Genomic DNA, 17,768 nt, shown 5'->3' with positions numbered 1-17,768 from the left:
AACCTTATTTGTTGATAACCTTACGGCCACGGTAGAAACCGTCAGCAGTCACGTGGTGACGTAGGTGAGTTTCACCACTTGCAGAATCTACAGATACAGCTGCAGTTGTTAGTGCATCGTGAGAACGACGCATACCACGTGCTGCACGTGATTTTTTGCTCTTTTGTACGGCCATTAACCCTACTCCTGTTAAATTACTTACTTAGATTTTTCAATACTGCAAACGGATTCGGACGCTCATCAGCAACGGGGATCTCACCAAAAGTCATGTTTCCACTGGCTTTACAGTCAGCTTCATCATGCATAGCGACTTGAGGTAGTTCCAGAATCAACTCGTCTTCAACGATTTGAATCAGGTTGATCTCACCATTTTCGTCGACGTCAGCCGGCTCATAAGCTTCCGGAAAATCATCTGCTTCCTCTGGTTTGAGGAGCGGACTATAACAGAATTCAACACGATATTCGTGCTTGAACCCTTCCTGGCATCGCTGACAGGTCAACATCACTTCAACATCTGCACAACCGCGCATAAACGCAAGGTGACGTTGGTCAAAGTCAAATGATAAGGTGACGTTTGCATCACGTGTTACGCTCTGTGTTGACTCGGCCAGACGCTCAAGAAGCTCGGCTTTGATGATTCCATCATAGTCGAGTTTTTTCTGAGCAGCGCGAACCGGATCAACCGTTAGCGGCAATTTTACCTTTTGCATAGGGCGCGAATATTAGCCTTCTAATCAGTTTGAGTCAAAGGAAATGTGCGCGAATTAACAGCATTTAGCCAATTCACCTGTTCACGATAAAGCGCTTCGCGCCAATCGAAGACATTTCCACCTTTTTGTCTGTTATCTGCCTGACAATCAAGAAGTTGATCTTAACCACCACAATGAACAAATAACACACAAAAACTGACTAAAACACAACCAGTAATTACTCCAACCCAGCACACTTTCAGTATGGCGGATTCTGAATAAATACCCGATGATATTTCACCGAACCAGATATCGCCGGAACAATAAAAACCAGCCATAGCCTCAATACCAATTGCCCGCTAGACTAACACAACCTAAAACCATCCGTGTATCACTATGACTCAACCTTTGCTATTAGCATCCACATCTCCTTTTCGAAAAGCTTTATTGGATAAATTACATTACCCGTTCGATACTGCCAGCCCGGAAACCGACGAAAGTCCTCTTGCTAATGAAATGGCTGAACAGCTGGTAATGCGTCTTGCCGAAGCCAAAGCCAAAACCTGCGCACCGGATTATCCGGAACACCTTATTATTGGCTCGGATCAGGTTTGTGTTATCAATGGCGAAATCGTTGGTAAACCTCATACCGTAGAGAAAGCCTGTCAGCAACTTCAGGCTGCCAGCGGTCAAACCGTCACTTTCTATACCGGCCTTTGCCTGCATAACGCAAAAACCGGTCACAGTGATATCATTTGCGAGCTGTTCCATGTTCACTTCAGAGCATTAACCGAACAAGAGATTTACAACTATGTCGAACGTGAAAAGCCGCTTAACTGTGCAGGCAGCTTCAAAAGTGAGGGACTGGGAATCGCACTGTTTGACAGACTGGAAGGAAGAGATCCCAACACACTAGTGGGATTGCCACTAATCGCACTACGTGAAATGCTAGCAAAACAAGGGATCTGTATCCTTTAGCAGTGATTCCTAATTACAACGCCCATAGTAAAAGGCGAGAGACTCACATCCCTCGCCTTAATAAATATTAGACAAACCACACAATAAAATTGTTAGTTGCCCTTACGTAGCTGTTTAATCGCTTTCAGCAACTTGGGTTCCATCGGCGCATTAATTTCCATCACCTCTTCCGTTTTAGGATGGGTGAACTTAATGTTTGCCGCATGAAGAAATAGTCGATTGAGGCCCGTTTTCTTAGTGTAAGCATCAAAACGCGGGTCACCATAACGATCATCCCAGGCAATCGGGTGACCGGTATACTGACAATGTACCCGGATCTGATGGGTACGCCCCGTTACCGGACTGGCCTGAACCAAGGTCGCCTGATCCAAGCGCTCAATCACCTTGAAACGGGTATCCGAAGCCTTACCGTTAGGATTAACCCGAACGATGCTATTCACTTCATTTTTAAGCAGTGGCGCCGTCACCTTTCTGCAGCTCGCCTTCCACTCCCCCATAACCAGTGCAAAATAATACTTCTGCACCGTTTTGTTACGGAACTGCTCCTGCAGCTTACGAAGCGCGGAACGTTTCTTAGCAATCAACAAAATACCCGACGTATCACGATCGATGCGGTGAACAAGTTCCAGGAAGCGTGCATCAGGACGTAAAGCACGCAGTGCCTCGATCGCACCAAACTTCAGCCCGCTACCACCATGCACTGCCGTACCGGATGGCTTATTCAGAATCAGCATCTGATCATCTTCATAGATAACGCAGGATTCCAATTCAGCGACCTTATCCAACTTGGTGCTTACTGGCGCCTGCTCCTCTTTTTGCGGCACCCGTACCGGTGGAACCCTGACAAGGTCACCGTCACACAACTTATATTCAGGTTTTATCCGTTTTTTATTTACTCGCACCTCACCCTTTCGCAAAATACGGTAAATCATACTTTTGGGAACGTTTTTAAGCCGCGCAAGAAGAAAATTATCGATCCGCTGGCCTGCAAAGTCATCAGTAATCTCGATGAATTGCACTTTTGGTTTATCATCTTTCATAGGTTTTGATTGTATCACGCATACAAAGCAGATTGCCGCAAAAAAGTCACCCTGCTATGATTGCGTGCGAGAGTAGGAAAAAGTGCCTACGCTTGTAATACCATGAGCAAAAGATCACCTAAGTGATTATTTATTATACAGCTCCGGCGAAAAACGCAGCATACGGCGTAAGACGTTAAAGTCACCGGAGTGTTTTTTAGTGTATTCGATTGTCGATTTTTTATTGGTGTGACAGATACCGCCGCATGAAACGGTGATGCCAACTGTATATTTTCTGATCTAATCATCTTGATACAGTTGGACTATAACGTGTTGCCAGATAGCACTCCTGAATTCCAGCCGTGAGGTTGCATTAACAACAGACTTGGAGTCCGGCGCCACCAATATAAACCCGCAAATCGAGTCGCTAACACAACGACAAAAACGAGTACAATATAATGAAAAGAATGTTGATTAACGCAACTCAAAAGGAAGAGTTGCGCGTCGCATTAGTTGATGGGCAGAAGCTCTTTGATCTTGATATCGAAAGCCCTGGTCACGAATCTAAAAAAGCAAATATCTACAAAGGCCGCATCACACGTATCGAACCAAGCCTGGAAGCAGCGTTCGTTGATTATGGTGCAGAACGCCACGGTTTCCTTCCACTTAAAGAAGTCGCTCGCGATTATTTCCCGGCAGATTACACTTACCAAGGTCGTCCAAACATCAAGGAAGTCCTGAAAGAAGGCCAGGAAGTTATCGTTCAAGTTGACAAAGAAGAGCGAGGCAACAAAGGCGCCGCACTAACTACTTTTATCTCGCTTGCGGGTAGCTACCTTGTCCTGATGCCTAACAACCCTCGAGCTGGCGGTATTTCACGCCGAATCGAAGGAGAAGAGCGTACTCAGCTTAAGGCTGCGCTAAGCACACTCGAACTACCTCAGGGTATGGGTCTGATCGTGCGTACAGCGGGTGTTGGTAAGTCAGCAGAAGATCTGGCATATGATCTAAACTATCTGCTAAACCACTGGGAGCGTGTGAAACAAGCCGCTGATTCGGCACCGGCACCTTTCCTAATCCACCAGGAAAGCAACGTTATTGCCCGTGCAATCCGTGATTATCTACGTCGTGATATCGGTGAAATCGTTATTGACAGCAAGAAGATCTACGACCGTGCCCGCAGCCATATTGAGCAGGTACGTCCGGACTTCCTGTCACGTGTTAAACTGTACGAAAACGCCGAAACACCGCTATTTAACCACTACCAAATTGAAAACCAGATTGAATCGGCTTTCCAGCGTGAAGTTCGCCTGCCATCAGGTGGGTCGATTGTTATCGACCCAACAGAAGCACTGACATCAATCGATATCAACTCCGCCCGAGCAACCAAAGGTGGTGATATCGAAGAAACAGCACTTCAGACAAACCTAGAAGCAGCCGACGAAATCGCCCGCCAACTACGCCTGCGTGACTTGGGTGGTCTCGTTGTTATCGACTTTATCGATATGACGCCGGTTCGCCACCAGCGTGAAGTTGAAAACCGCTTGCGTGAAGCTGTTCGCATGGACCGTGCTCGTGTTCAGATCGGTCGTATTTCACGTTTCGGTCTACTAGAGATGTCTCGCCAGCGCCTGAGCCCGTCTCTAGCCGAAGCTAGCCATCACGTTTGTCCGCGTTGTACCGGTACAGGTGTGATTCGTGATAGCGAATCTCTGTCACTGTCTATTCTACGTCTGATCGAAGAAGAAGCTCTAAAAGACAATACCTCTCAGGTACTCGCAATTGTACCTGTTGCCATTGCCTCCTATCTGCTGAACGAAAAACGCCGCTCTGTACAACACATTGAGAAATCTCATGATGTACGCGTCATTATCGTACCGAATGCAGACATGGAAACACCGCATTACGAAGTATTGCGTGTTCGCTCTGGAGATGAGCAGAATACACTGTCTTACCACCTGCCTCGTGCGATTGAAGCTTTGAAAGAAGCTGAAACAGCCGATTCCAGCCAGCAGGAACGCATCATCAAGAAGCGTGAAGAACCTGTGTTGCAAGGCTTTGTGGCTCCAAAAGAGCAACCTCAGGTCAAAAAAGCCCCTGCAGCAAAAAAAGCTGTGAAGCAAGAAGAGGAAAAATCAAGCCTGTTCAGCCGTTTGTTCTCTGCCATCTCCAACCTGTTCGCTGGTTCTGCTGAGCCTGAACCAGAGCAACCAAAAGAGAAACAAGGCAAGCGTGGTCAAGGCCGCCGTGGTGAACATCAGGAAGGCCGTCGTGGTGAGCGCAAAGACAGCCGCCGAGGCGAGCGCAAAGAACGCCGCGGTAAAGATGGTACTCGTACCCGTCAGCAAGAAGGTGAGCGCGATAACCGTGCTGCCGCTGGTGAGCAGACCAAACAGCGTCGCCGTAGTGAACGTGGAGAAAAAGCGAAGCAGGAGCGTCAACAGCCTGAAAAACAGGATAAACAACGCCAACAGCGTAGCGAAGAAGCCAAAGAGCAGAAGCGCCAGTCTCGTCGCGAAGAAATCCAAGCACAGAAACAGCGCCGTAAAGAGGAACAAGCAGCCAAAGCTGAAAAACCTGCTGCTGAAGAGAAGCGCGAACAAGAGCAAGAGCAAGAGAAAGCAACCAAGGTCAAACAGCGCCGCCAGCGCCGTCAGCTACGTAAAAAAATTCGTATTACTGACGAACAAGAGCAAGCGCCAGTTCAAAGCCAACAAGCTGAACCTGTAGTTGAAGAGAAGAAACAATCTCCGCTACAAGAGCAAGGAATGGCAATGGCCAAAGAAGCCCAAGCTCAAGAGCCTAAAGCTGATAAAGAGCCGGCAGAACAAAACAACGAGCAGGAAAACGGCCAGCGCCGCAACCGCCGCTCACCACGTCACCTACGTGCAAGTGGCCAACGCCGCCGCCGTATCCGTGATACCCGTCCAGAGAAGAGTATCGATACTGATGCTCTGTCTGATGCTGTAGGCCAGGCAGTAGAAGAAGTTGCCGATACGCTGGACGCAATGGAAAATGTGGTAACCGTTGTAGAAAAGCCTAAAGCCGTTCGCCCATCTACGGGTGTCGCTTCTCCTGAAATGGCTATGGGTAAAGTTTGGGCTCGAGCAACCAAACCTACCGTTGAAGCCATTGCAGAAAAAGAAAGCGCTGATACAAACGTTGAAGCTACCGAAACTCAGGAAGACGTTACAGCACCAGTACTAGGTGGTGTAGCCATGCCTGAACTGGCTATGGGTAAAGCTTTCCCACTACGCACTGAAGTGAAAGCCAAAGAACCAGCACCTCAAGCCCCTGTAGCTAAAGAAGAGCCGGTAATTGCAGAAGCTGAAGAAGTGGTAGCAGAGAAACAACCTGAAACCACTCCGGTCGTAGCTGAAACTGAAACAACAGAGAAAGCTGAAGTTAAAGATGACTCTCATGTTGTAGTAACCGCAACTTCACCACGAGGCCGCCATGCTATCGCGCCAATGGCAAAAGCACCGGCCCCTGCTGAAGCTGAAGATAATACGGTTTTTGCTGCAGCGCCGCTACGTGAGTCGCGAGCTCAAACTCGTCAGGCTGGTAGCCAGACAGCAACGAATGTTGCTGTAGCGCCAATGACAAAACCATCTATGAGTTAAGTCAGTTAAAAACGCTAAAAAGCCATGCTATATGCATGGCTTTTTTTTGTCTGAAATTTGAATTTGTATATTTTGTGAATTTCGGCCATTTTTTTAACTTAATACAACTGACATCAAAGTTTTCTAGCACTGCTAACACTTTTTTACTCAAACTGCGCTTGAAAGTTGAACTAAATCACAGATTTCTGTAGGATTCGCAGCTTCATACGCTCTTTAGATAACTGAACCGGAACAAAACCAAATAAAATGTTTGAATTCCCTCAATTTTCGCGTCAAAGCGTCAAAAATGACGTTCTTTCAGGGCTAACCGTTGCCCTGGCACTGGTACCTGAAGCTGTTGCTTTTGCTTTCGTAGCAGGTGTCGATCCAATGGTTGGCCTATACGCCGCCTTCATCGTTGGCCTGGTTACTGCTGTGATTGGCGGTCGCCCAGGCATGATTTCAGGTGCCACTGGCGCAATGGCCGTTGTTATGGTTAGCCTGGTAGCTGAGCACGGTATTCAGTATCTGTTCGCCGCCGTCATGCTGGCCGGTGTATTGCAGATCCTGGCAGGGATATTCAAACTGGGTAAATTCATCCGAATGGTACCTCACCCGGTTATGATTGGTTTTGTTAACGGTCTGGCTATCGTTATTTTCCTTGCACAGCTTGGTCAGTTTAAAGTACCAGACGCATCAGGCGCATTACAGTGGATGCAGGGCACCCAGCTGTACATCATGCTAGGCCTTGTGGCACTGACCATGGCTATCATCCATTTTTTGCCAAAACTAACTACTGCCGTACCATCATCACTAGTTGCAATCATTACCGTAACCGCGCTTGTACACGGCCTGGGTCTTGATTCTCGCACTGTTGTTGACTTTGTCCGAACCATGAGTGGCGACACATCTGCAACGCTAGCTGGTAGCTTGCCAACGTTTGCATTACCGGAAGTTGGTTTCAACATGGAAACGTTGCAGATCATCCTACCGTACTCCCTGATCCTAGCTGCCGTTGGCCTGATTGAATCTCTGCTGACACTAACAGTTATCGACGAAATGACCGGTACACGCGGCCAAGGTAACCGTGAATGTGTTGGTCAGGGTCTGGCTAACATTACCTGTTCTGTGTTCGGAGCTATGGGTGGTTGCGCCATGATCGGCCAGTCGATGATTAACATCAACTCCGGTGGTCGCGGTCGTCTTTCAGGCATCACAGGCGCTGTTGGTCTGTTGCTGTTTATCCTGTTTGGTTCTGCATTGATCGAGATGATCCCTCTGGCAGCGCTGGTTGGCGTTATGTTCATGGTTGTTATCGGTACCTTCGAGTGGGCAAGTTTCAAAATGGCGCGTAAAGTGCCTAAACACGACTTCTTCGCCATTATCCTGGTAACCTGTGTAACCGTTGCCGCTGACCTTGCACTGGCTGTTATTGTGGGTGTCATTTACTCTGCACTTGTATTTGCCTGGGATCACGCAAAACACATCTATGCATCAAGCCATACCGATGCACAGGGTTCGAAAGTCTACGTTGTTAACGGTCCGCTATTCTTCGGTTCGGCTTCACACTTCCTGGAGCTGTTCGATGCACAAAATGACCCTAGCGACGTAATCATTGACTTTGCAGGTTCACGTGTAGCGGATCACTCAGCTATCGAAGCGATTGATACCATCGCAGAACGCTATGCAAGCCAGGGGAAAAAACTGCACATCCGTCACCTGAGCCCGGAATGCCGCTCTCTGCTTAAGAAAGCAGGCAACCTTGTAGAAGTTAATATGATGGAAGATCCAACCTATAAAGTTGCAACTGATACTTTGGGATAATCACTACTTCCCAACAAAAAACGCCCGCAATTGCGGGCGTTTTTTCTTTCAGATTGCCTATCTGGGAATTGTTTTTAACAAACGCTCTGTCGCATCCTCGATCAAATCAAGCACATGATTAAAACCATAAGCCCCCCCGTAATAAGGGTCCGGAATTTCTGTAACACCGCAGTCGGAGTAATCCAGAAACAAAGCCAACTTACCTTGATGAGGTTGAGGGCAAATCTCTCGCAAATCATCTAAATTGGCTCGATCAGCAGCCAGAATAAGATCGAAGTATTCAAAATCAATCAGCTCAACTTTCCGCGCCCTGATCCCTGAAAAGCTATACCCTCTAGCCTCTCCGGCAACCTGGGCACGATGATCCGGACATTCACCCTGGTGAAATCCAATCGTACCAGCAGAATCAATCTCTATATTGACACCATATTCACTCGCTTTAGCACGAAGAACGGCTTCTGCCGTCGGTGAGCGACAGATGTTCCCCATACAAACTACAAGTACTTTATAGGTATTATTAGACATATCAATTCCTAGTGATAATATACGCAGCTGCAATAGAAACGCTATTGCTTAGCCACTAATTGCATTCAACTTCGCATTCAAAACACTATACATTCCATATTACGCAAGAGGGAACCTCATCGTGGTAAAAAAAGTCGCTGTTTTATATGGTGGTTCTTCGAGTGAACGAAGCATCTCATTAATGTCCGGTACAGCAGTTTCCGGAGCTTTAAAGCGCAAAGGTTACGACGTAATCGATATTGATGTTGACGAATCCTTTGATTTTACATCATTACCAACACTGAATATCGACAAAGCCTTCCTGGCCCTACATGGTGGAGACGGTGAAGACGGGACAATTCAGGCAGCCCTTCAACTACTAAACATTCCTTATACTGGCAGTGATCACCGCGCTTCAGCTGTTGGTATTGATAAGGCGATGACGAAAAAAGTCTGGCAGGCATCCGACATTACCACTCCCCGCTTCTTTGAACTATACCAGTCAGATTATCGCGAAGAGTCTCTACCGAACCTGATTGATGGTTACAAATTCCCTCTGGTCGTCAAACCTGCTACCCAAGGCTGTAGCATCGGCATCAATAAAGCCCACAACCTTGAAGAGCTTTCCCACTTTATCAGCGAAGCATTCCAATATGAAGATAAAGTACTTATTGAGAGCTTTGTTTCAGGACGTGAGTTTACAGTAAGTATTCTTGGGCAACAGGTATTACCGACAGTGGAAATCGAACATTCCCACTCTTTCTTCAGTCATGAAGCCAAATTCAAGTCTGCTGATACCTGCTACCACTGCCCAGCCAACCTGACTTCAGCTCAAGAAGAACGAATTCAGGCTTTAGCACTGGCAGCCTTCCGTGCTGTTAACGCATCAGGTTGGGGACGTATTGATGTAATTGCTGACGAAAATGACCATTTCTACGCTATTGAAATCAACACAGCACCAGGTATGACAGCAAGAAGCGTATTCCCGCTAGCAACCGAACAGGTTGGTATGAATTACGAAGATACCGTTGAAGCTATTCTTCATAGCTGCTAGTAATGGTATTCACCTGCATATAAATCAATGAGCAGGGCCTAGCCCTGCTCTGTTTCGTTCAGTGTGGCCTGATAAGCCGTCAGGCGAATAAAGTGAACAATGTCCTGGGTAAAACGATCGACCGTATCTTTGATCTGATCGTATTCCAGCTCAACCGTATCGTTCTCTAAAATACCTTTGGCAAGTATGACCCCTACTCGCTCAGCCAATATCTCTTCACTCTGACTATCGACCAGTTGCGCTTCAAGCAAAATCCTGACATTTCTATCCCGGGTTCCAAGTAAAGCTTTAGCGCCACCAATTAATGCCCCGTAAGGCAACACTTCGTTGATCTGCAAGTCTTCCATATCAGTACTTGCCCGACTAATCATTATCTTTAGCGTCGCGGCCTTATCTTTCGGCCCATCCACCAGCTCGACACCATCAGCAAGCTCCTGTTTAAGCTTGCTTGTCAATCGCAGGGAGATCCTTTCAAGAACTGGTTCAGGGATCTGACGAACCGCCTTTGCACTCTGATGCAAATCAACCGGCTCGATCTTCAACTTGTCGTATTGCGAAATCTTCAGAGTTGGAGATACCCACTGCAAACCGGTCGCGTCACGGATATATTCCACTTCGACCATCTTATCGAGATGCTGAATCAAATTACTCTGCTGTTCTTCTTCCGTCGGCAAACGGCTTGAACACCCACAAATGATCAAACTAAACAACAAAACGACAATCGACTTACATGGCATATTTTTCCTCGTCAATATCTACTGAGCAACATTTACTGAACACTAGCAATTAGTACATCGTACCATATAATACGATAAATCCTATACACCTCATAAAACTTTACAAGTAATCCAATAATTTTTTCTGCGCTTCCATTGCCTTAGTGTTCTCGCAGGCGCAAAATTTCTTATCGCCGAAATACAGTGACGCAACAAACCAGCCTTTATTTTGCCATGAACAGGGAGAGTGGCATCCATGTTTACCATCACTTCACCAGATACATCTGTTTTAAATCAGATCCAGCACAAAATTAATGACAAAACCAAACCGCTTGGAGCCTTGGGGCAACTTGAAGATATCGCAACCCAGCTAGCCCTGATCCAACAGGCAGAGACTATCGCTATAAACCAGCCTCATCTGCTGGTATTTGCCGGTGATCATGGTATTGCCCGCCACGGATTGAGCATAGCCCCAAGCGAAGTCACCACTCAGATGGTCATCAACTTTCTTGCCGGTGGCGCGGCTATCAACTGTTTTTGTCGTGTTAATGACATGGCACTGCAAGTTATTGATGCTGGCACCAAAATCGAAGCCGATGACCACCCGCAGTTAATTAAACAACGGCTTGGCAACGGCACTGAAGATTTCAGCCAACAAGCTGCCATGTCAAAAAAAATCGCTCTCCAAGGGATCAATTATGGTGCTGACCTAATCGCTAAGCACCATCAGCAAGGCTGTAATTTGGTCGGTTTTGGTGAGATGGGAATAGGCAATACCAGTAGTGCCGCAGCGATTATGGCAGCAATATTAAAAATTCCTGCCGATGAATGCGTTGGACGAGGTACAGGCATAGACGACAGCCAGCTACAGCGTAAACAAGCACTCATTACCCAGGCGCTGGACTTACACCGCACACAACTAAAAGATCCACTCAGCATTCTGGCTTGTCTCGGCGGATTTGAAATAGCCCAAATTACCGGTGGCATGCTTAAAGCAGCTGAATTAAAAATGTCTGTCCTGGTCGATGGTTTTATCTCAACAGCGGCAGCAATGCTGGCGACAGCTATGTATCCTGAAGCTAATCATTATTTCATCTACTGCCACTGCTCCGAAGAGTCCGGACATCAACGAATGCTCCAACACCTCGATGCCACCCCCTTGTTGAATTTAGGCTTGCGTTTAGGTGAAGGTACTGGAGCCGCTCTGGCTCTGCCAATCATCCGTTCGGCTTGTGAGTTCTACAACAATATGGCGAGCTTCGGTGAAGCAGGAGTGACCGTGTGAACGCCGACAACCAGATACAAACCTGTAATAGCGATATCGTAGCTGGAGAAAACAAAACAACCGGGCTAAAAAAACAATGGCAGATTTTCTTAGTCGCCTTGGCATTTTTCACCCGGATACCAATTCCTTCTGATGCCCCCTATTCACCACAGCGACTCAATCAGGCTAATCGCTACTTTGGTGTCGTCGGCACAATAGTTGGTGTAATCAGCGCGATTATCTACCTTGCAACACTAACCTTATTTCCTCCGTCAATCGCTGTTGCTCTAGCAATGATAGGTAGCCTGCTGATTACCGGCGCTTTTCACGAAGATGGGCTGGCTGATACTTTTGATGGCTTCGGAGGCGGCTGGAAGCCAGAACAAAAACTTGAAATCATGAAAGATTCACGGCTTGGTACCTATGGAGCCTGCGCACTTGTAATGGTTTTAGGAATGAAGTGGATAACACTAACAGCCATTGGCGATATCAATCCATGGCTACCTACGACTGCACTTGTTGTAATGCATACCCTAAGCCGGGTGTGTGCTGCCAGCCTGATCTTCGCTTACCCTTATGTTCGAGCCGATCAGCATAGCAAGGTCAAACCATTAGCCAATCATCAAAGCCTGCATGATTTGTGGGTTTTAATCGTCACTGGATTGATTATATTACTGTTACTGCCGTTGAAAACGACATTGATATTGATTGCGGTACTGCTGGTAACCCGATCCCTTTGCGGTAAATGGTTTGAACGTCAGCTCGGCGGCTACACGGGCGACTGTCTGGGTGCGGCCCAGCAGCTCTGCGAACTTACCGGATACATGACATTACTGGCATTGCTCTAATACCAATATCAAACTCCGTTATCACCGATAGCATTATTCAATTCCATTAACATTAAGGTCACCCTATGGTTGAACAAACCGATAAGGACGAAAGGCATAAAGCTCGTCAGCAGAAGCTCAAGCAGAAAGTGGATGCCAGAATTGAAGCTGCACAGGATGAAAAAGGTCTGTTCCTGATTATCACCGGTAACGGTAAAGGCAAATCAACCTCTGGTTTCGGCACCATTGCCAGAGCTGTCGGACACGGTCAAAAGTGCGGTGTTGCTCAATTCATCAAAGGCACCTGGGACTGTGGTGAAAGAAACCTGCTTCAATCCCATGGCGTCGATTTCGCCGTTATGGCGACCGGTTTTACCTGGGAAACCCAGAACAAAGCAGCCGATGCAGCAGCCGCTCAGGAAACATGGACTGAATGCAAAAAAATGTTGGCCGATGAACGCTATGATGTAGTTTTACTCGATGAACTGACCTATATGGTCACGTATGACTATATAGATTTAGACGAAGTAATTGAGGCCATCACCAACCGCCCGGTTATGCAGTCTGTGATTGTGACCGGACGTAGTGCTCATCGCAGCCTGATCGAGCTGGCAGATACCGTATCAGAAGTGCGTAATGTTAAACATGCATTCGAAAGCGGTATCAAAGCCCGAAAAGGCGTTGACTGGTAATACCAAACTGAACAATTATCTGATCCAATCAGAGCGCTCACAGCTGTTTGAGAACAACCCAAATTGATGAAGATATAGTGGTTCTATATCAAAACAATTTGGAGCAGTTATCGAGCGGCTGGAGCCCTCCCGAAGGGCGAGTTTAAAAGGCTCAGGTACTTACTGGCACCTGAGCCGGAATAACCACCTTACTGTACTGGTGATAAATAGGTCTTCACCACTTTCTGTAGTTCGATAACCTCCGGATCCGGAATATTTTCATCCGGGTAGGCATTACGAACCTTATCGGTCAACCCCTTGGCAAACACTTGGTAGAGAACCCTGGTTGATACCGTTAACGGGTATTCAACATCCTTCGGCAACTCAAATACCTCATTACGAGTCTCTCCGGATTTAATCCGAGTATCTTTACCGATTTTCACATAGCGCCAGAAACGTAAACCTACAGGCTTACCATCTTTGTCAACCCCGACCTTAATAAACTTACGTGAATCTTTCGGGATCACCCCGTTTTCCATAACACCACTGCTATATACACGCAGGCCGTTAGCGTCGGTCGCAATCACTTCCAGCCAGACCTGACGACGGGCACCACCAGGCATATCATGACCAGAGTTAACATTCGTTATCTTGGCCGTCAGCTTATTCCCCTGCTTTTCCACCTCAAGAGTCAGCGCTGTTTTGAGAATATCAACACTCATCTTCTTGTGTTCAGGGTTGCGCATACCGGTAAAGAAGTAGTTGCCGCCAACCAAGTGGTGCGAACGTAAATTTGACTTCATCGGGCCATTATTGGTTGACTGTCCCCCTACCTTGTTATTGAAATCAGCCACATCCTGAGTCATATGGCAGTCAATACAGGTTTTATGCTGCTTGGGATCATCTGGCGCATTAAACGGTGATGCCAGCCACTCGCCAAAGTTATCATTGATATTCGCCCCCTGTCCGGTAGTGAACTCATTATGGCAAGTCGCACAATAAAGCGAACTTTGGTAAAGCTCAGGGTTGGAATATGATGCTTTGTGCTGTTCCGGTGACGCATTGATTTGTTTCTCAGCCAGCCATTTGAACATGCTGTTTTTAACATCATCGAACACATAACTTTCACGGTCTTTAATATTAACCGTCATATCGGTATTGCCCCCGGCATTTTCCGCTTTGGTAACCCGGTGACAGAAAACACAGCCCGTTCCTCGTTCACTCACCGACTGACCATGAGCATAGGCCTGTTTCAGCGACTTTCCTCCTTTTTCCCACATATCACCAAAATCAGACATCGGCTTTTTGTCACCATTTATCACCATCTGAGGTGCATGGCAGCCGCGGCACAAGACACGGAATTCCTCACCTTCACTTTGGGCTGCAACATCTTCCTGGAAACGATAATACGGGTGATCCATATTCATCCCGTGGTTTGAATCTGCCCACTGATCATAAATCGTGGTATGACAGTCTGCACACTCAGCGGAGTTAATCCACTCACTTGGGTGGGTATAGCGCTTGTTATCATCCAACCGCAGCCAGGTTGATAAATAAGGCAGGTTCTCTGGTGCACGAACATACTCGTTCAGGGCCGTCATCATCTTGACCACTTCCAGCGGGGGATTCTCAACGTTAACCGGTGGCAATGATTCTTCGCGAGGGTCTCCACCCATCCCGCCCTGAGTCTTCTGGATTATATCGATATAGGCTCCAATCGGATCACCAGCGATCATTTTTCGTACATCAACATGGCCGGTAAGCGCATTACTGAAACGATCTTTCTTGCCGTCTTTCATCAACTGACGGTTAGTAAAATTGAAACCATCAAGGTGACAAGAGTTACAGCTCATCCAGAAATCACCGGCCATTGGGAAATCGGGATAATCCCCCATATTGGCACTATTAAACAATGTCTTGCCCAAACGTAGCTGCTTCGGCAAAGGGTCAACAGAAACCAAATCGGCAAAATTGGCCTGCGTTAGCTTAACTTTTGAGAACGGTCCTGCTGCCCCGGTATCAAACTTGGCTATATCCAATGACATCGCATTTTGTACATAAAGCTCGCGCCCGGAAACCAGCAGGCCCCGCGGGTTATTACCCGGCACATTGCGATAAATCTGGGTTGCTTTCACCCCGCCCTGGAATTTCTTGCGGCGGTGACGATTTTTATTCTTCTTTCCCTGACGTGACAGGTCAAACACCATCAGGTCTTCGGAACCTGCCAGAGTAAAGATGATCTTGTTACCATCATCAGTGAACACCGCATCATGAGGATTCGAAACAATCCGAATCCTGTTTCCACTTTCGATAATGTTAATCTGTTTGAAAAGTTGCTTCCGCTCATCAACAATTTCATGCTCGTTACCCGGTTCCAAATCCAAAATGGACACGGTCGGAAAAACTGTCGACTGGAACTGGAAGTCGTGGCCAAATGACCATAAAACATGGGGCAACCAGGCCTGACTGCCATCAGGGGAAATTGCAATATTATCCAACTGGCGTGGTTTACCCTGCGGATTTGTCTTAACCGAATCGGCCGCACTATCGGCTAGTTGCACGACCTTAATCAGCTGCGGCAGTTCTCCAGTCACATCATAGATAGATACCTGCCCTGAAAGTGAGTGAGTCACCAGCAAACGCCCATCATCAGTAAGCGCCAGGCCTCGTGGTGTTGATGCTGTCTCAATGGTATTACTGACTTCGCCATCAGTATTTATAACCAGCAGCTTATCGCGCTCAAAACTTGTGACATAAAACTGCCGATGCTGCGGGTCATATACCACACCAAACGGGCGCGAAGGTACAGCTGTCACGCGTTTGGTTTCCAACGTCATTGCATCCAGTAGTACAACCCGATCGTTCATATAATCAGTCGCCAGCAACAACTTACCGTCATCAGTCTGCGCGATACGGCGAATATCACGGCCAATTGTTGACTCGGCAATTAACTTACCATCATCACGGGCAAGGATACTGACGCTACCGGCATCAAAGTTAGCACTGATGATCCGACTTTTATCTTGATTAAACAGCATCGAGCTACTTTTCTCGATCGCCATTGCCGGCTGGCAAAGCAAGGCCAGCAACACGAGCATAAGTTGCTTTGCCGGCTTAAATTTACTATTTAATTTCATTCGTCTTTACACTTGATAAATTCAGTTCAGTAACCGACGGCACTGACCAATTTGATATAAAAAGAGACGCCTTTCACCGATGAACCTTGGCTCTAACTTAGCAGCTAAACACTTATTATTAAGCGGCGTTCCCGATAACCGCCACGCGCTCTGAGGGATTCGTTTATCAGCATCAATCAAGGCTAATTGGCTGCTGGGGTAATACATGTCGTAGATCCCATGACCACCTAACTGATCACGCAACAAGTTCACACTATAGTTAGTACCGACAACCTTGACTTGCGAGTTAGCTTTAATCCACTCGATTGCCTGCTGAATTGGTGCCTGTCGCGGCGTTCCATAAACACTTGGGTAGCCGAGTACCAGGCAATACACTATCGAACCGGAGCCAAGTACATATGCCACCTTCATTCGAAGACTTCCAACGTCTGCCGTTTGTGTTAAGCCGCTCAGCTGCACAGGAAAAGTGACTAGGAACAGAATAAGTACCGGGGTCCAATGGCGTAAGTTATCCGGGTTTTGCCCGATGGTGATCCAAGCCCAGTACAGCAGGGCAATGATTGCCATAAGGGTAAGTTGCTGCTTCTTTAATTCCGTAGAAGATAGTGTTGGTGACACAATCCCAGCGATGGCACGCCAAAGTCCGGCATGTAATAACGAAACGGCGACAATAACCAGGCTGAACCAACCTATTCCTTCCTTTAAAGACGTCACCCATTGCCAAAAACTAGAGCTATCACCTTCTGCGGTATTTCCCCAAATAGCAAAATGCCCTTGGGTAAACCGGGCTCCCTCTTCAAAATATGCAGCGCCATCATAAAACCAGATAAACAACAGGCTAAGTGCCCCAATACCGGCAATAGCCAAGCTTGCCTTAAGGTAGGCTACCAGCCTGAAGCCTGCATAACTTTCCCAAAGGGGTGCGACTGCCATCCCAAGAGCCAACGGAAAATATGATGGTCGCGTTGCTAACATCAAACCAATCCAGAGACCGACCATCCAACCCTTCTGTTGCATGGCAGCAATCAATGCCAGAAGAAACCACACAATTGCAGTAGAATCAGACAAACCACTCAGTGCGACCGAAGCCAAAAGAGGTTGCATCAGAACCAGTAAGCATCCCAAAGTGGCTGCCGGCCATGATCCGGAAAGGATGATAATCAGCCTTGCTACCAGAAGCGGTATCGCTGCCGCCGACAACAGCGATAGCCAAACCGGCGCTATGGCCGGTTCGCCCCATAATGCTACTAATCGGGAGAGGACAATAAATGCCGGGTACCCCGGAAAATGCGGGCGAAACTCCAGTACCGAAAACCGCTCAACACCCCGTGAAAAATTAAGCGCGTCATCACTGGTCAACGCCAGAGGAAAACGGCTTATCCACAATCCCCAGGCAACATAAGCTGCCAGCATGATCACCACGTACGGCAGGCTACCGGCATTTGGCTTAGATTCGGTATTTTCAGGATAGGCGTGCTGCACA

14 protein-coding genes are annotated in these 17,768 nt (G+C 47.3%); 7 read left to right on the top strand and 7 right to left on the bottom strand.

The features are described from left to right. Positions 1-4: 4 nt before the first annotated feature. Positions 5-175, bottom strand: a complete 171-nt coding sequence (gene rpmF, locus Q0852_RS03435) for a 50S ribosomal protein L32 (RefSeq protein WP_006231206.1) — start codon at positions 173-175, stop codon at positions 5-7. A 19-nt stretch (positions 176-194) separates the two neighbouring features. Continuing rightward, positions 195-710 (bottom strand): 23S rRNA accumulation protein YceD, encoded by a 516-nt coding sequence (yceD, locus tag Q0852_RS03430; protein WP_299013849.1) that lies wholly within the window; start codon positions 708-710, stop codon positions 195-197. Between the two features lie 375 nt (positions 711-1,085). On the opposite strand from yceD, the gene Q0852_RS03425 reads away from it, so the two are divergent. Further along, positions 1,086-1,667, top strand: a complete 582-nt coding sequence (locus tag Q0852_RS03425) for a nucleoside triphosphate pyrophosphatase (protein WP_299013847.1) — start codon at positions 1,086-1,088, stop codon at positions 1,665-1,667. A 92-nt stretch (positions 1,668-1,759) separates the two neighbouring features. On the opposite strand, the gene rluC is transcribed toward Q0852_RS03425, so the two are convergent. Next, entirely contained in the window at positions 1,760-2,707 is a 948-nt protein-coding gene (gene rluC / locus Q0852_RS03420) for a 23S rRNA pseudouridine(955/2504/2580) synthase RluC (RefSeq protein WP_299013845.1), read from the bottom strand. 446 nt (positions 2,708-3,153) lie between these two features. On the opposite strand from rluC, the gene rne reads away from it, so the two are divergent. Together rne and Q0852_RS03410 are read left to right on the top strand one after the other, a co-directional pair. Then, entirely contained in the window at positions 3,154-6,309 is a 3,156-nt protein-coding gene (gene rne, locus Q0852_RS03415; RefSeq protein WP_299014309.1) for a ribonuclease E, read from the top strand. Positions 6,310-6,555: 246 nt separating this feature from the next. Continuing rightward, entirely contained in the window at positions 6,556-8,112 is a 1,557-nt protein-coding gene (locus tag Q0852_RS03410) for a SulP family inorganic anion transporter (RefSeq protein ID WP_299013843.1), read from the top strand. A gap of 57 nt (positions 8,113-8,169) precedes the next feature. Here the strand turns inward: Q0852_RS03410 and Q0852_RS03405 are convergent, their stop codons facing one another. Beyond that, entirely contained in the window at positions 8,170-8,637 is a 468-nt protein-coding gene (locus Q0852_RS03405; protein WP_299013841.1) for a low molecular weight protein-tyrosine-phosphatase, read from the bottom strand. Between the two features lie 121 nt (positions 8,638-8,758). Here Q0852_RS03405 and Q0852_RS03400 point away from each other — a divergent pair, with 121 nt between their 5' ends. Continuing rightward, positions 8,759-9,670, top strand: a complete 912-nt coding sequence (locus Q0852_RS03400) for a D-alanine--D-alanine ligase (protein WP_299013839.1) — start codon at positions 8,759-8,761, stop codon at positions 9,668-9,670. A gap of 38 nt (positions 9,671-9,708) precedes the next feature. Here the strand turns inward: Q0852_RS03400 and Q0852_RS03395 are convergent, their stop codons facing one another. Next, positions 9,709-10,407 carry a DUF3313 domain-containing protein gene (locus tag Q0852_RS03395; protein ID WP_299013836.1) on the bottom strand — a complete coding sequence of 233 codons (699 nt, stop codon included), beginning with the start codon at positions 10,405-10,407 and terminating at the stop codon, positions 9,709-9,711. A gap of 235 nt (positions 10,408-10,642) precedes the next feature. On the opposite strand from Q0852_RS03395, the gene cobT reads away from it, so the two are divergent. The 3 genes from cobT to cobO all read left to right on the top strand — a co-directional run bounded on the left by cobT (position 10,643) and on the right by cobO (position 13,169). Further along, positions 10,643-11,671 carry a nicotinate-nucleotide--dimethylbenzimidazole phosphoribosyltransferase gene (gene cobT / locus Q0852_RS03390; RefSeq protein WP_299013833.1) on the top strand — a complete coding sequence of 343 codons (1,029 nt, stop codon included), beginning with the start codon at positions 10,643-10,645 and terminating at the stop codon, positions 11,669-11,671. Positions 11,672-11,685: 14 nt separating this feature from the next. Continuing rightward, complete coding sequence (locus Q0852_RS03385; RefSeq protein ID WP_299014306.1) at positions 11,686-12,498, top strand: adenosylcobinamide-GDP ribazoletransferase; 813 nt, start codon at positions 11,686-11,688, stop codon at positions 12,496-12,498. 65 nt (positions 12,499-12,563) lie between these two features. Further along, entirely contained in the window at positions 12,564-13,169 is a 606-nt protein-coding gene (cobO, locus tag Q0852_RS03380; RefSeq protein WP_299013832.1) for a cob(I)yrinic acid a,c-diamide adenosyltransferase, read from the top strand. Positions 13,170-13,357: 188 nt separating this feature from the next. On the opposite strand, the gene Q0852_RS03375 is transcribed toward cobO, so the two are convergent. Both Q0852_RS03375 and Q0852_RS03370 read right to left on the bottom strand, forming a co-directional pair. Next, a complete protein-coding gene (locus Q0852_RS03375; RefSeq protein ID WP_299013830.1) occupies positions 13,358-16,285 on the bottom strand; it encodes a cytochrome D1 domain-containing protein in 2,928 nt (975 codons plus the stop codon). A gap of 21 nt (positions 16,286-16,306) precedes the next feature. Further along, the gene (locus Q0852_RS03370) at positions 16,307-17,767 is read right to left on the bottom strand and encodes a hypothetical protein (protein WP_299013828.1); all 1,461 of its coding nucleotides are present in this window, start codon (positions 17,765-17,767) and stop codon (positions 16,307-16,309) included. Position 17,768 lies beyond the last annotated feature (1 nt).

The organism is uncultured Photobacterium sp. (assembly GCF_947502415.1).
In the GTDB taxonomy this organism is placed as follows: Bacteria; Pseudomonadota; Gammaproteobacteria; order Enterobacterales; family Vibrionaceae; genus Photobacterium.
The sequence above is the reverse complement of the archived record's forward strand: the minus strand, read 5'-3'. Positions and strand labels throughout refer to the sequence as shown.

Coding starts and splice junctions, on each gene's coding strand:
- Q0852_RS03395 (WP_299013836.1), bottom strand. CDS start 10,407: ATGCCATGTAAGTCGATTGTCGTTTTGTTGTTTAGTTTGATCATTTGT.
- Q0852_RS03405 (WP_299013841.1), bottom strand. CDS start 8,637: ATGTCTAATAATACCTATAAAGTACTTGTAGTTTGTATGGGGAACATC.
- yceD (WP_299013849.1), bottom strand. CDS start 710: ATGCAAAAGGTAAAATTGCCGCTAACGGTTGATCCGGTTCGCGCTGCT.
- rpmF (WP_006231206.1), bottom strand. CDS start 175: ATGGCCGTACAAAAGAGCAAAAAATCACGTGCAGCACGTGGTATGCGT.
- Q0852_RS03425 (WP_299013847.1), top strand. CDS start 1,086: ATGACTCAACCTTTGCTATTAGCATCCACATCTCCTTTTCGAAAAGCT.
- rluC (WP_299013845.1), bottom strand. CDS start 2,707: ATGAAAGATGATAAACCAAAAGTGCAATTCATCGAGATTACTGATGAC.
- rne (WP_299014309.1), top strand. CDS start 3,154: ATGTTGATTAACGCAACTCAAAAGGAAGAGTTGCGCGTCGCATTAGTT.
- cobO (WP_299013832.1), top strand. CDS start 12,564: ATGGTTGAACAAACCGATAAGGACGAAAGGCATAAAGCTCGTCAGCAG.
- Q0852_RS03375 (WP_299013830.1), bottom strand. CDS start 16,285: ATGAAATTAAATAGTAAATTTAAGCCGGCAAAGCAACTTATGCTCGTG.
- Q0852_RS03410 (WP_299013843.1), top strand. CDS start 6,556: ATGTTTGAATTCCCTCAATTTTCGCGTCAAAGCGTCAAAAATGACGTT.
- cobT (WP_299013833.1), top strand. CDS start 10,643: ATGTTTACCATCACTTCACCAGATACATCTGTTTTAAATCAGATCCAG.